This is a genomic window from Paenibacillus terrae (assembly GCF_005217525.1).
Taxonomy (GTDB): domain Bacteria; phylum Bacillota; class Bacilli; order Paenibacillales; family Paenibacillaceae; genus Paenibacillus; species Paenibacillus terrae_C.
In genome coordinates this window covers 141,835-156,676 of the sequence record NZ_PNXQ01000005.1, presented here as the reverse complement: position 1 = coordinate 156,676, position 14,842 = coordinate 141,835, and the positions used below count along the sequence as shown (strand labels likewise).

11 protein-coding genes are annotated in these 14,842 nt (G+C 45.6%); all 11 read left to right on the top strand.

The features are described 5' to 3' along the window. Positions 1-71: 71 nt before the first annotated feature. The 11 genes from C1I60_RS03875 (at position 72) to C1I60_RS03830 (ending at position 14,822) form a co-directional block, all read left to right on the top strand. Complete coding sequence (locus C1I60_RS03875) at positions 72-956, top strand: flagellar hook-basal body protein (RefSeq protein ID WP_137060571.1); 885 nt, start codon at positions 72-74, stop codon at positions 954-956. 13 nt (positions 957-969) lie between these two features. Then, positions 970-1,797 (top strand): flagellar hook-basal body protein, encoded by an 828-nt coding sequence (locus C1I60_RS03870; protein WP_137060570.1) that lies wholly within the window; start codon positions 970-972, stop codon positions 1,795-1,797. Positions 1,798-1,807: 10 nt separating this feature from the next. Then, positions 1,808-2,020 carry a DNA-directed RNA polymerase subunit beta gene (locus C1I60_RS03865; RefSeq protein WP_137060569.1) on the top strand — a complete coding sequence of 71 codons (213 nt, stop codon included), beginning with the start codon at positions 1,808-1,810 and terminating at the stop codon, positions 2,018-2,020. Positions 2,021-2,337: 317 nt separating this feature from the next. After that, positions 2,338-2,568, top strand: coding sequence for a hypothetical protein (locus C1I60_RS24700; RefSeq protein ID WP_212734433.1), 231 nt, complete (start codon positions 2,338-2,340; stop codon positions 2,566-2,568). 352 nt (positions 2,569-2,920) lie between these two features. After that, positions 2,921-3,367, top strand: a complete 447-nt coding sequence (gene fabZ / locus C1I60_RS03860) for a 3-hydroxyacyl-ACP dehydratase FabZ (RefSeq protein WP_137060568.1) — start codon at positions 2,921-2,923, stop codon at positions 3,365-3,367. Between the two features lie 96 nt (positions 3,368-3,463). Beyond that, on the top strand, positions 3,464-5,182 hold the full coding sequence (locus C1I60_RS03855; RefSeq protein ID WP_137060567.1) for a phospho-sugar mutase: 1,719 nt from the start codon (positions 3,464-3,466) through the stop codon (positions 5,180-5,182). A 261-nt stretch (positions 5,183-5,443) separates the two neighbouring features. After that, the gene (locus C1I60_RS03850; RefSeq protein WP_137060566.1) at positions 5,444-7,459 is read left to right on the top strand and encodes a DUF5693 family protein; all 2,016 of its coding nucleotides are present in this window, start codon (positions 5,444-5,446) and stop codon (positions 7,457-7,459) included. Then, positions 7,435-8,571: a polysaccharide pyruvyl transferase CsaB gene (csaB, locus tag C1I60_RS03845; RefSeq protein ID WP_137060565.1), complete on the top strand. Its 1,137-nt coding sequence runs from the start codon at positions 7,435-7,437 to the stop codon at positions 8,569-8,571. The genes C1I60_RS03850 and csaB overlap by 25 nt, the downstream gene beginning before the upstream one ends. A gap of 8 nt (positions 8,572-8,579) precedes the next feature. Further along, positions 8,580-9,341: a WecB/TagA/CpsF family glycosyltransferase gene (locus C1I60_RS03840; protein ID WP_137060564.1), complete on the top strand. Its 762-nt coding sequence runs from the start codon at positions 8,580-8,582 to the stop codon at positions 9,339-9,341. Positions 9,342-9,478: 137 nt separating this feature from the next. Continuing rightward, the gene (locus C1I60_RS03835) at positions 9,479-10,609 is read left to right on the top strand and encodes a glycosyltransferase family 4 protein (protein ID WP_044648751.1); all 1,131 of its coding nucleotides are present in this window, start codon (positions 9,479-9,481) and stop codon (positions 10,607-10,609) included. Positions 10,610-10,802: 193 nt separating this feature from the next. After that, on the top strand, positions 10,803-14,822 hold the full coding sequence (locus C1I60_RS03830; RefSeq protein WP_137060563.1) for an S-layer homology domain-containing protein: 4,020 nt from the start codon (positions 10,803-10,805) through the stop codon (positions 14,820-14,822). Positions 14,823-14,842 lie beyond the last annotated feature (20 nt).

Here is a 14,842-nt window from a genome sequence, read left to right as displayed (position 1 = left end):
GATGTTGGCTTTCATACCTCCGTACGAGTAGATATTTGATCAGGAGAGTACAGGATTGGGGTGCACGATACATGTTAAGAGGCTTATATACTGCGGCTGCCGGAATGACAACACAACAACGACGCCATGACACCGTTACGCAAAATATTGCTAATATGAACACGACTGGATACAAGCAGGAAAACAGTGTTCAGCGTTCTTTTCCGGAAATGCTTATTTCGATGACGGGAGGCAATCCGGATAACCCGGATCGTAAGGTCGGTAAGCTCAATACTGGCGTTTTTGCTGAGGAAAGCCTCTCCCCTTACATTCAGGCGGCATTGAAGGATAGCGGACAAGCCACGGATTTCGCAATACAGTCCAATATTAACGTGAACGACCCGGCAACCGGTCGGCCTATGGCTTTTGATCGAGCGGGGAAATTTATCAATGCTAACGGTGAAGTCACCTATCGTCCGGAAGCGTTTTTTACGGTTCGGGACAGCAACGGTAATGTACGCTATACGCGAGACGGGCATTTTCAGGTAAATGGAACTGGGGCGTTGCTCTCTTCGACTGGTTCAGCAGTGCTGGATACGAATGGCAAGCCGATTCAATTGACGGGGGCTGTTTCAGCGCTTAAAGTAAATGAGCGGGGCGAATTGGTGGACAAAGCCTCTAATCAGACGTTGGGAACGACGCTTGGAATCAGTGTCATTGACCGTCCATACCAGCTCGTTCGTGAAGGTAACGGGAATTTTCGTCTGAATGATACGGACGGTGCTACGGCCAGAACGATGACTGCGAATGATGTGGTATCTGTTCGTCAAGGCTATCTGGAAGTATCCAATGTGGACGCTTCCCAGTCGATGGTGGATATGATGGCTGCGTTAAGAGCGTATGAAGCGAATCAGAAGGTCATTCAATTTTATGATAAAAGCTTGGACAAGGCCGTTAATGAAGTAGGCCGTGTATAACAGGGGGTAAGTGATGAACAACTCCATGATCGGCGCAATGGTATCTATGGCCAGTGTGCAGCAGCGTTTGGATTTGATTGCCGATAATATTGCCAATGTCAATACGGTTGGTTATAAGAGTAAACAGGGTTCTTTTGAAGATGTGTTGGCCAATGTGCAGCAGCAGCCTTCGACGTATCTCCAAAATGGACGGGCTATGCCGCTTGGCTATAATTTGGGCTACGGTGTAAAAATAGCCTCGGCTATGAAAAATATGGAGCAGGGACCGCTTAAAGAGACGGGGCTTCCTACCGATCTGGCGATCCAGGGCAATGCCATGTTCGAAGTTCAGGGAAATGGACAGAAGGCTTGGACGCGTGATGGCAGCTTTCATTTTGTTCCAGATCCGAATGACGGCAAAACGATGTTGCTGACAACTGCTGAAGGCTATCAAGTGCTGGATAACAATGATGTTCCTGTAACTGCTCCGTCTGGCTCCAAGGTAGCGATTAACCCGGACGGTGAATTGCTCATTCGCCCAGACGGAACGGGAAATCCAATAGTTGGTCAGCGGATCAAGCTGATGGATGTGCAACGTCCAGAAGGATTGGAACAGCGGGACGATAATCTGTTCGTGTTAGCATATGGTGTGACAGAAGCGAATGTATTTGGTGCAGCAGGTGTAGCGGGCGCTGTTCCAGCGGACGTATCTGTACGTTCCGGCTATTTGGAACAGTCTAATGTGGATTTAGCAGGTGAAATGACGGACATGATGCAAGTTCAGCGAATGTATCAATTGGCGGCACGGGCGCTGACTTCTAGCGATACAATGTTGAACCTTGCTAACAATTTGAGGGCATAGGGATTTGGTAATGAAAGAAGAACAATCCGATTCCCGTCCGGTGCCTAAAAAGGCGAAGTCTCGCTGGCGTACTGCCCGTTATTTCGTAATCCCGTTGCTGTTCCTATTTTCGCTGCTGGGTGGTTTGATTGCAGGATATGTGATCGTAGGCAAGCAAGGGCTGACAGGCGTATTTGAATGGAAAACCTGGCAGCATGTCATTGATCTTGTATTTGCGCCTTAAGTTTACTTTAAAAGAGTGGGCGGTGGGAAAAGACCGCTCCGCGAATGATTTGATCTTACGATCGCTGTTGCAACGGGATTTTCTTATTGTATAAGTGTTATCCAGATGTAAAAATCCCGTTGCAAAGGCGAACGCTGACGCTTCTCCAGATTCAAATCCTTCGCTCCGCTGGCTACCCGCCATCGAGCCCACTCTTGTTAAGGTAAATCAACCCGCAATTTGTGTGGGTAGTATATAAAAACAACAAAACCCTGCGCCGCTGGCACAGGGTTTTGTTGTGCAAAACGTGCCATAATGCAGCACGTCATCAAGCACTCATGAAGGCCATCGCAGAGGCCTTCGGTTGTTTATCTGCTCTTCACGCCAAGCGAGTATTATTGAAGCGAGGCTTTATTTTTGAGCCCAAGGTAACTCGGCGGAGGGGATGGAATCGTTCTGAAGAAGCGATAGCGTTCGCCTTTAATCCCGGATTTTCCCCTTTTAAAATTCCCATTACAATGAAAAAATCCGGGGTTAACAGCGATCGGAAGAATGATCCATCCACGTAGCCAGTCCCCCTTGACTCAAATTGAAGCTCCGCTTCCCCCTAAAACGAGCAATCAATATGGTACTTCCGCGTAATTTTCTTTTTACATCTGATAACTGTATAATGATGGGGAAGTTTAAACACTGCGGGGTAAGACCAAGCACGGGCAAAAGGGCCTCTTCGCGCCTCTGGTTGCATAACCGGCGGAAAAAGCCCCTTATCTCAACCTTCACTTCTGCAGTAGGTGAAGGATATCTAACATTGTTACCGCTTTGAACTGCTTTTATGCAGCGCAGGCGGGGTAATATTATGCTTGCAGCGGTTCTATTTTGTTGAGAGCCTGAGCCTGCAAGCGGGAGGAGTTATTAAAGTAAATGGACAAAGTGCAAATCGATGTTAATCAAATTCAGGAGATTATCCCGCATCGGCCGCCGTTTTTGTTGGTGGACCGCATTATTGAGCTGGAGGAAGGGAAAAGAGCAGTAGGCATTAAAAATGTAACGATGAGTGAACCTCATTTCATTGGACATTTTCCGGGTTATCCTGTTATGCCCGGTGTGCTGATTACCGAAGCCTTGGCTCAGGTAGGGGCATTCGCACTGTTGCATCTGGAAAGCAATCGCGGCAAAATTGGTTTCTTGGCAGGGCTGGATGGGTTCCGTTTTCGCGGACAGGTCGTTCCTGGGGATACGCTGACGCTTGAAGTGGAAATAACCCGTTCCAAAGGAGCATTCGGTAAAGGGAAGGCTACGGCTAAGGTAGGCGATGCGGTAGTAGCTGAGGGCGAGATTATGTTTGCATTGTCCGATCCTCCCCAATAAGCAAGGTCTGCTGACATAAGCACGACGTCTGAACCGAGTGCATGTGTACATAGAAATCCTGTATTGGCCAACCAAAAACGGAGAGGGGAAATTGGCATGACGCAGTTGAGTAAAAAAGCATTGGAAAGCATTGAGAGCTGGCTGCATGATCCTTATATTGATGAAGAAACCAAACAGGAGTTGCGCGCATTGGAAGGCAATGAGCAGGAGTTGGAGGATCGCTTTTACAAAGAGCTGGAATTCGGCACAGGTGGTCTGCGCGGAGTGATCGGGGCGGGTAGCAACCGGATGAATCGTTACGTCATTGGACGTGCGACTCAGGGCCTGGCTCGTTATATTTTGGAGCAGCATGCGGGGAAAGAAGGGAAGCCTTCGGTTGTAATTGCTCATGACTCGCGTCATTTCTCGCCAGAGTTTGCTTTGGATGCGGCTTTGGTGCTGGCAGGCAACGGTATCGTTGCCAAGCTGTTCCCGTCCTTGCGTCCAACGCCACAGCTTTCTTTTAGCGTACGTCATTTGGGAGCCAGCGGTGGGATTGTAGTAACAGCAAGCCATAACCCTCCTGAATATAATGGATACAAGGTATACAACGATGAAGGTGGCCAGCTTGTTCCTGATCAGGCTGAGCAGGTAATTGGTTACATCCATGAGGTTCCTTCTTTTGCCGATATTCACCGTCTGACACGTGAAGAAGCAGAGGCTCAGGGCTTGCTGGTTTGGCTTGGAGAGCAAGAAGATGAAGCGTTTGTGGATACGGTAGCCAGTGTGAGTGTTAATCGTGAGCTGATTGCAGCCGGACCGGGCAAAAACTTCAAAGTTGTGTTTACACCTCTCCATGGCTCAGGCAACGTACCGATTCGCCGCGTGTTGGAGAAAATCGGTTTTGAGCAGGTGCATGTTGTGCCTGAACAGGAACAGCCGGATGCTGAATTTTCTACTGTCAAATCACCAAACCCGGAAGAACGCGATGCCTTCAAGCTGGCGATTGCGCTGGGGGAAAAGATTGGGGCGGACTTGTTGATCGGTACAGACCCGGATGCGGATCGCATGGGAGCGGTTGTGAAAAACCGTGACGGCGAGTATGTAGTATTGTCCGGAAATCAGTCTGGCGCGATCATGGCCTACTATTTGTTGAACCAGCTAAAAGAAACGGGTAAGCTTCCAAGTAACGGAGCGGTCATCAAAACCATCGTAACGAGTGAAATGGGTGCAGTGATTGCTGAGTATTTTGGAGCAACCGTATTTAATACGCTTACAGGTTTTAAGTATATTGGTGAGAAAATGAATCAGTTTGACCAAACAGGCGATTATACCTACCTGTTTGGCTATGAGGAGAGCTACGGCTATTTGGCAGGTAATTATGCCCGTGACAAGGATGCGGTCTTGGCGGCTATGCTGATCGCTGAAGCTGCTGCTTATTACAGCACTCAAGGCAAGACGCTGTATGATGTTTTACAGGAACTGTACGAGCAGTTTGGTTACTTTCTGGAGAAGCTGGAGTCCCGCACACTCAAGGGCAAGGATGGAGTGGCGCAGATTCAAGGCAAAATGACGGATTGGCGCACTACCCCGCCTCTGGAAATTGCAGGTGTGAAGGTGGAAAAAGTGCTGGATTACTCACAGGGTTTGGACGGACTACCGCAAGAGAATGTGCTTAAGTTCTTACTGCAAGACGGTTCGTGGTTCTGCTTGCGTCCTTCTGGTACCGAGCCGAAGATTAAAGTATACTTTGCGGTAAGAGGTTCCTCTCTGGCGGATGCTGAGCAAAAAATCAGCCGTCTGGTGGAAGCTGTTATGGCACGCGTAGACGCTTGAGACAAATCCATTTATAATAGAATAGGGTTAAGGTAATTGGATACGAACTAAGAAATCGGTGACCTCTCACGGCAAAGGGCAGTACGCCGTGGAGGTCATTTCTGTATTGCAGAATAAACTGGAAGAGGCCTTGGGAAAATAGGCTTATTCCGGTAACGGAGGATTTTGCAAAATTCAATGAGTGGCCTATCAACAGCTGAGTAAGGGCAAGGTGGGCAGCATTGAATTTTGCAAAATCCCGAATATTAAGGAGGTTCTTTGGTGTATCAGAAATGGCAGTATTGGAATACGGCTTCTCGAAAATGGTTATGGATTCTGGTTGCACTTGGCTTGCTGGCTTCCATTCCTGTAATTGTCGATCGTGTGCAGACAGAATCATCTAGTAAAAAAGTAGAGATCGTATTCGATTATCGGGATTTGACGGAGGCAGCTTCGTATCAGGCTCACCCGCAGGATTACTTGAATGAGCAGCTTGATCGCTTAAAGCAGGCCGGTGTGAACAGTATGGCAATGTATGAGAGCACGCTGGATGATTTCCGTAAAGCAGGCCATATTGTAACCTATACAACTCAGAATATTGCTGATATGGAAAAACGGGTATCCCCCGCCAATGAGAATTTTACGTACGTTGTTTTCACTGATCAGGAAAGCGCTGCGGCATTGAAGCCGTTAATTGAACGTACTTTTAACAGTCTGGACATTAACGTCAAACCATGGACTTATCAGGGCCATGAAGGGCTCGTTGTAGAAACTTCTCCAGAGGATGCGTATCTCAAGCCTATGCAGCCTGATCCGATTGCCATGAAACAGCTTCGGAGTAAAGGATTTTTTATCGTTCCTCGGATGAGCGACAGTCTTCCTTACAATCAGGAATTGACGGAAGAGACGTTGGCTTCTTTTCAGGAGAATGGCGTAAAACGCATTTTGTTTGAAGGAGATTCTGTCAAAGGGTTTACAGATAATGAGAAGGAACACAGCCTGGCGGCATTTGCTCAATTGCTGAACAAATACAATATTGGCCTGGCCGCTATTGAAAACTTGAAAAAACCGCAGGCAGGCTTCAACAAGCTGGCTTACGCTATAAAATATAACGTTGTGCGCTTGTACTCACTGAGCGACAAAGATTCAATGCTTGATGTGGAGACGTTGGCTGATCGTTTTGCATTGGCGACCAAGGACCGCAACATTCGCATGTTGTATCTTAATACTGCTCCAACCCGCAGTGTGGCTGAGGCCAAAGTGAAGGATTCTGTAGACAACTTGATCCACAGTTTGGACAACCCGGGCAATGCTGTTCAACGGATGGAGAAAAAGGGATTTGAGCTTGGACAGGCTGAACCATTTCAAGTGGTTGATTCATCCTACCAACGTTACCTGAAATTGGTGGTTGTACTGGGTGCGCTGGCTTTCTTCTCCATTATGGTGTCGTATTTTGTCCCAGCGTTGACCTTGTTAGCGTTTGGATTGGGATTGGTTGGCTCAGCAGGCCTTTACGTTCTGAACTCCAGCTTGATGGAGCAAGGCTTGGCACTGCTCGCAGCGATTAGTGGACCCACGGTTGCAATGGTCATTGCTGTGCGTACGATTAGAATCAAACGCGAACAGGAGCCTGAGCTTTCAATAGGTCGTCGTCTTGTTCAAACACTTGTATTGTACGTTCAGACAGCAGTTTTGTCGCTGGCAGCTGTACCGTTTGTTATTGCGCTGTTGAACAGTATTGCATACAGTCTAGTGCTGAACCAATTTAGAGGCGTAAGCTTGCTTCACATTTTGCCGATTTTTTTGGCGGCAATATACATTTTCTTTTACCGGGGCGTTTCTATACGCGAAGAAATCTCAAAGCTGCTGCGCACGCCGATTACTGTATTATGGGTCATCGCACTGGCTGTGATCGGAGCCGCAGGAGTGTACTATTTGAGCCGTACCGGGAATGCGGGTACCGTGTCTAACACGGAACTAGTTTTCCGAAATTTCCTTGAGAATGCATTTGGTGTGCGTCCGCGTAATAAGGAATTCTTGATGGCACACCCACTGTTTATTGCAGGTGCATTCCTTGCGTTGAAATATCGCAATGCGATCTATTTGCTGATTATAGCTGTTATTGGTCAAGCCTCTATGGTCGATACCTTTGCACACATTCATTCTCCAGCGGCACTCTCGCTTAGTCGTGGGCTGCTAGGATTGGGATTTGGTCTGATTTTGGGAATTATTGCAATTGTCGTGTGGCAAGTGCTGGAAGGATGTTGGAAAAAATGGTCACCACCGTTCAAACGATAATAATCTCGGGTTATTATGGCTTTCGCAATAGTGGAGACGAGGCAGTGCTCAAGTCGATTTTGACAGCATTAGAGGAGGAAAGCCGTCAGGCAGGTATTACGGTTAAGCCTGTTGTGCTATCTTCGGACCCCGATTGGACGCAGAAGATGTACGGAGTAGAAGCCGTACCGCGTATGAGTCTGGGAGAAGTTCGGAGAGCGATTAAAAACAGTGACGGGTTAATCAGCGGCGGTGGAAGTTTGCTTCAGGACGCAACAAGTGCCAAAAGCATTCCTTATTATCTGGCGATTCTCAAACTGGCTCAGTGGGCCGGAAAGCCGACGTTTGTGTATGCTCAAGGCATTGGTCCGGTGCAACGGAAGATATTCTACCCTATGATCCGGTCTGTGTTTCAACGCTGCGAATATGTATCTGTAAGAGATGAACAGTCTGCGGCGCTACTGGACACCATGAAATTACAACGCCCTGTTGTTGAGGTCGTTCCTGATCCCGTGATGGGGCTTCCATTGCCCTCCAATTCCGAAGGTTTGAACAGAGTGGCTGCTGAAGGGGAGGATGAACTTCCGATCGTTGGTGTGTCCGTACGTTATTGGGACAAGGAGCGTCGTGAATTAACCGCGATTGCAGATGGTTTGAAGAAATTAGCTGCCGGGCGCCGCGTGCATTTGCGCTTTTTCCCTTTCCATCTGCCAGACGACGAGCAGGCTTCTAGGATGGTAATGGATTTGTTAGGGGATATTAGGGAAACGGGCAGCCGTGTCAGCATGTGTGAGCAGGTTATCGATCCTCAACAGATGCTGCTGGAAGTCAGTCGTTGCAGTTTGATGATTGGGATGAGATTACACAGCCTGATTTATGCAGCGTCCCATCAAGTGCCCCCGTTGGGGATATCCTATGACCCTAAAATTGACCATTTTCTCGGCCGCGTCGGTAGCCAGCCTGTAGGCACTACAGAAGCGCTGAATGGTCAAAAGCTGGCTGCTGAGGCTGTACGACTGCTGGATCAGCGAAGTCAATGGATCGAGAGCCAGGGAGCGGCAATTGCTTTGTTAAAAAGCGAGGCTCGCTTACCGGCACAGCATATCGTTAATTACTTGTGTCGCAAAGGATGATGGATACAGTGACAGTTGATAAGGTTACGAATGTGCCTACCGTCCCGATTTTCGGTGTTCCGGTATCAAGGCTTAATATGAAAGATACATTAAATGTATTAATTCAAGCGGTGGAGTCTCGTCGACCCCATCAAGTGATCACTGCTAATCCGATTATGGTTATGGCAGCGTTGGAAGACCCTATGTACATGTCAGTGATGAAGCAGGCGGAGCTCATCGTCCCGGATGGGACTGGCGTGGTTTGGGCCGCAAATTATGTAGGGCATCCAGTACCAGAACGTGTGGCGGGTTTTGACTTGTTACATGAATTACTTGGAGCTGGAGAAAACTATCATTGGAAAGTTTATTTACTCGGATCAACATCTGAGGTGATTCAAGCGACTGCACAACGGGTACATGAGCTTTATCCCGGAATTACGGTTTGCGGCAAGCGTGACGGATTTTTCGGACCGGAAGAGGATGAAGCGGTGATTGCAGCTATTCGTGAAGCAAATCCTGACTTGCTGTTTGTAGCACGTGGAGCTGACACGCAGGAGCCCTGGATTGGTAAATTTAAAGAACAATTGGGTGTTCCTGTGATGATGGGGGTGGGCGGCAGCTTCGATATTATATCCGGTAAAGCCAAACGCGCTCCTAAATTGTTCCAAAAGCTCAGATCTGAGTGGTTGTATAGGCTATTGAAAGAGCCAAGTCGCTACAAAAGAATGCTTGCGCTGCCGAAATTCGCCGTGAAAGTGATGCGTGAAAAAGAAAACGTCACAAAAGTGTGATAAATAGCTTGAATCTGCCTTCAAAACCCGCTAATTTGCCAGAATATGAAGCTTGGTATTTATTTTCGATCAGAGTATAATTCAATGCGGTTACATCTGAAAAGGGATTGCTTTAAAATTGGGGGTCGAATGATCAAATGCTATTGATCTATATTATTGGTTTCATCATGGCACTGGGACTTGCGCTGTTATTGACACCGCTCGTCAAGAAATTTGCTGTGAAGGTTGGAGCCGTTGATGTGCCGAATGCCCGAAAGGTACATACCCGAATTATGCCGCGTCTTGGCGGTCTGGGGATTTTCCTGGCATTTCTTTTGTCCTTATTGGCGATTTTACCTTTTGTGCCTGAAGGAATGCTGTCCTCACGGGATATTAATTTTATCGCAGCCTTTCTGATTGGCGGAACGCTGATTACACTGATTGGTGCTCTCGATGATCGTTTTGATCTTAATGCAAAATTGAAATTTTTGGCTCAAATTGCCGTTGCGTGTATGGTTGTATTTGCTTTTGATATTCGTGTTGATTTTGTGAATGTGCCTTTTCAGGATGCATACTCTTCTTTGGAAAGCTGGATCTCCATCCCGCTTACGATTTTCTGGATTGTAGGTGTAACGAATGCCATCAATTTGATTGACGGTCTGGATGGACTGGCTGCTGGTGTTTCGGGAATCGCAATCGGAACGATTTTTGTAATGTCTCTTCTGATGGGCAACTATATGGTTGCTATGCTTTGTCTGGTTCTGCTGGGCAGCATTATCGGATTTCTGTTTTTCAACTTTCATCCAGCAAAAATATTTATGGGTGATACAGGATCTCTATTTTTGGGCTTCTGCCTGGCAATGCTGTCAATGCTTGGATTTAAACAAATCGCTATTGTATCGTTTATTACGCCATTGATCATTATCGGCGTACCTTTATCAGATACATTCTTTGCAATCATTCGTCGCAAGTTGCAGAAAAAACCGATTTTCTCACCAGACAAAGGTCATTTACATCACTGTCTGCGTGAATTGGGCTTTAGCCACAGACAGACCGTATTGATCATTTACGCTATTGCTGCATTTTTCGGTGTATTAGCGGTGATTCAATCATATGCCGCGCTTAATGAAGCGAACTGGGTTATCTTTGTCGTGATATGTATTATGATGTTCTTCTTGCAGATCGGAGCCGAGGTTATTGGTCTTGTCGGTAAAACCAAACGTCCGGTGATTAACACCTTGATTCGGTTGCTGGCTAAGCCAGATTCTCAGACTCGTTCGAAATTATAATTTTTTTATTTTAAAAGTAAGCCTTCAAGCTTGGCGGTATACCGCGGGTTTGAGGGCTTTTTTGTTCTTCGCTACGAAAAAACTCCCTCCTTTTTTGCGTATTTACTAATTTTTTGTATGTTCGCTACCGATAAAAAAGGTATTGAATGATTACGTGCCCCAAGGTGCGACAGAATCTAAGGAGGACAATGATTTGAAACGATTGCTATCTATTTTGCTGACGGTTGGTCTCATCATTGGCTTGGTGCCGGCGGCCCTGGTAGGTACGGCTCATGCTGCGACGGGAACTTATTTTATTTTTCCAAATGAAAAATATGACGTGGATTCAGCCAGGTCGGTAAACACGGACCGTATTACAGTTAACGGAACGATTAACGGTGTGAACGGAAGCACGATATCATATAGTGTATTCCAGCTCTCCAAAAATGGAACGACTCTTAACGTAGTAAATAAAAATGAGAGCCAAAAGGGCGGAATTACAGTCGCTGGCTCCACGCTTAAAGTTACAGACATTAAACTGTTTCCTGGTTTGAATCGAATCACATTCCAAAGCAGCCAAAACTCGGCGGATATGAAGGATTCTATTTACGTAGAGTACCAGGATGGACCAAAGGTTTATGATCTGTCTGCTACGTTGAACGGTAAAACCGAGCAGTTAGTAGAGAACCAGACTGCTGTGCTGACAGACGCTGGTAATAGCGGTTCGGATGACGTTAAAGTGGTCATTCAAGGTATAGCGCCTAATGCTGACAGTGTGACACTCACGTCTGCAAAAAGCAGTAATACGTATACTGTTAACTCTTATACTGGCTACAAACTAACAGGAAGTGTTGTACTCAGTCCAGGTAAAAATATAGTGACTCTTAAAGTGGGTAACGGAACTCAGGCTCTTACGGTTACACGTGAAATCACGATCTATACGGGCAAGCCTGAATTTTCCGATTTGAACCTGAACATGGACGGGAATGTGTCGGCCGATCTGACCACATCGCCTGACTTTACCGTATCGTCTACGAATGGAGTTGTTTTGAAGGGTAAGGTTTTGGTTCCAGGCGGTGCATCTGATCCGGGAGTGGCTACAATTAATGCACGGTTTACAGATGTGAGTAACAATGGCAGTGCTGTGGGTAGTGCTAGTGGGATTGATGCCACGATTGATACTGCTAATGTGGTTACATCCAATGGTTATAAGGTATATCCATTTCAGGTGACTGTACCTTCAGAGGTAGTGGTGGATCATTTGACCAGAGTATCCTTGGGTCTGACTTATAGCGATAGCAGTACCCCGCCTGCTCCATCGGCTGTCCAATTTACATTGCGCAGCAGCACTCAGCCGTATATTGATGACGTGAACTATCTTCCTGATTTTAACAATCAATTATTGAGTAGAATTAATGGAAGCGGGTCTGATCAGGCAGCTGCCATAGATGAAGCTATGAAGTTAACTGGTAGCTCTATGAAGAACAAGACTACAGATGCTCCATCTGTTCCTGTAGGTATGGAGTTCATCGTTGTTAACGGTGCACCTACTTCAATCAGTGAGCTTTCTGGGGTATCGGTTCATACTGTAGGGTCACCTCAAGATGTGATTCGGACAATCAATGGTAAGCCAACACAAGTGAAGAAAATCGTTGCCTATGTAGACACTTTGCCTAAAGAAGGACAGAACGTACTGAATTTTTACCTGAATGGTGACTCGACCAAATTAATTAAAGCTACAGTGAATCTGTTGCAGGGTCCATTTATGAAGTATGATACGATTTATGACGGACAACAAATTCCGTTGAATACCTCCAGTTCAAACTTGAATACCTATAAACTGACTCAATTGGGCTACTTTAAAGGTAAATTGCTTGATGTGAGCAACATAGCAGATATTCATTACACTGGAAGTAACCGAAATGTATTCCTGTACATTAATAATGTATTGGTTGATTTGGATGGCTCAGGGGCAGACTTTAAACTTGCTTCTTCCTCGGAAACAGCCGCAGCCAACGCACTGGCAAGCGGGAATAATGAAATCAAGTTTGTGTACAAGCCAGGTATTGAATATAGCAATACGGTAAAAGTAAACTTTACACAGACCAATATTCCAGTGATTCCCGTTCCAAACACACAGGGGATTATTCCTTTTACGCCTGTTAGTGGCTTGAGCAGTACTCCGAAATATAGCGAAATTGCACCGAAAACAAAAGATGCTAATTTCACTAAAGTGGATGATACCAATTACAATACATCCCTGAAAAATATCAATGTGTTTGGTACATTCAGTATTGCTGATTTGGGTAAAGCGGATCAGGTCAATGGTTCCCTAAGTGATATTTCCAATAAGGACCAATATATTTTGGAAATTAAGGGATCGGATGATAGCGAGGTTAACTGGACACTGAATAATGAGTTTTATTCAGCCGAGGATGCTAAGACAGCATACAACTCTGGTTCTACTACAGATAAATTTACGAATAAAGATTTAAAAGACCTGCTCGTGTACTATCATCCGGACAAAAAGTATTTCAGCTTTGTGTTGAAAAACCAAACTGTTCCGCAAGATGGAACACCAGTAGCCTATAACATTACCTTGTACAACAGTGGCAAGAGCGGACCATTTGCAACGTTCCGACTGCAAGTATCTGGCCAATCCACATCTTTTGATATTTTGCGTCCGCTTCCTGAAAAGAGAATCGTGAATCAAAACTTTGTGCAAGTGGTTGTGAATGCAAGTAATGCAGATAGTGTTATGGTAGGTAAGGAAACAGCAGTTCAAGAGGGATTCGATTCTGATTATGATGGCACTGTTGATTACCCTTCAACCTACAAAGCCATCGTCACAGGTCTAAAGGCCAACAAAGATAATAAAATTGACGTAGTGGTTACAAAAGGTAAAGATAAACTGAAACAGACCATTACGGTTAAATATGTGCCTACTAATATTCCTGGTGAGCAATACATGGAAGCGATGAAAACATCGCACAAAGTGTTTGATGGTAATCTTACACTTGCTTTTGCTAAGGGAACTAGTCTGATTCGTCGGGATTATGATCAACCGCAGCAATTCAAAAATCAGGTTTTCTCCGGTCATACATTGTACTTTGCGATAGCAAATAGCGAAGATGGTGTGGTGGACCGTCATGAATTTGAAACTGAAAAAGCATTGTCGGATATGCAGAGCTTGATTGCAGATGGAAGCAGATACTTCAGCAGAGACTTTCCGACTCGTTTTACCAAGTCAAGTCCTGTATTCTGGATTGACCCAGGTACAGCAGATGATATCAAAACAGATGCTTACGATCCGGTAACTTATGGTGCCGATCCTTATCAACTGGCTAACAAGTCACAAAATGATAGTAGTAAGGTCAAAAACTTCTACTGGCGTGATCCTTCTAATGAATTAGTACCATCCAAGCGTGCAACATTAACCTTGACGTATGATAGCAGTATCGCGCAGGATGCAGGGAAACAAATGACAGTGTTCTATTTTGATTCGGATCTTAAAGATTGGCAGAACATTGGTGGTGTGGTGGATCCGAAGAAACATACCATTAAAGTACCGTTTGATCGTTTCGGCTACTATGTTGTAGCTAAGGTTGGAGAAACGTATAGTGATGTCATTAAGCACAAGTACGCCAGAGATTACATTGAGGCCATTCTGGCTAAGGGTGTCATGAACCCAATGGATCCAATTAATAGTTTTGGACCTGACAGCTACATTAAAAGAGGCGAATTCACGTCTATGATTGTCAAAGGTCTGCAAATTCCTCTTAATTTCAGCGGGGCGAAGCATTTTGATGACGTCTCTATTCCAAATACGATATCAGCAGATGCTCTCTATGATTATCGTTATATTGAAACAGCCGCACGTGCCGGTATTGTAAAAGGTTCGCAACCAAGAATCTTTATGCCGGAAGATGTAATCACGCGCCAAGATGCAGCAGTCATGATCGCCAAGGCATTGAATTTGAAGCTGGAAACAGATCATGACAAGATCATGAAGAACTTGTCTAAAACCTTTAAAGATGCAGACAAGATTGATTACTATGCACAAGCATCTGTGCTTGCGATTTCCAAGAAGGGCTTTATCACGGGTTCACCTGTTGATGCTAGTGATCTGAAAAAAGGATATATGTTTAATCCTACATCTCTGACCTTGCGTGGAGATGCGGCCGTTATCATAGCTAAAGTTATGGCTGATAAAAAGTTGCTTCCTAAAATCTAGACCCTTAAAAAACTGAATTT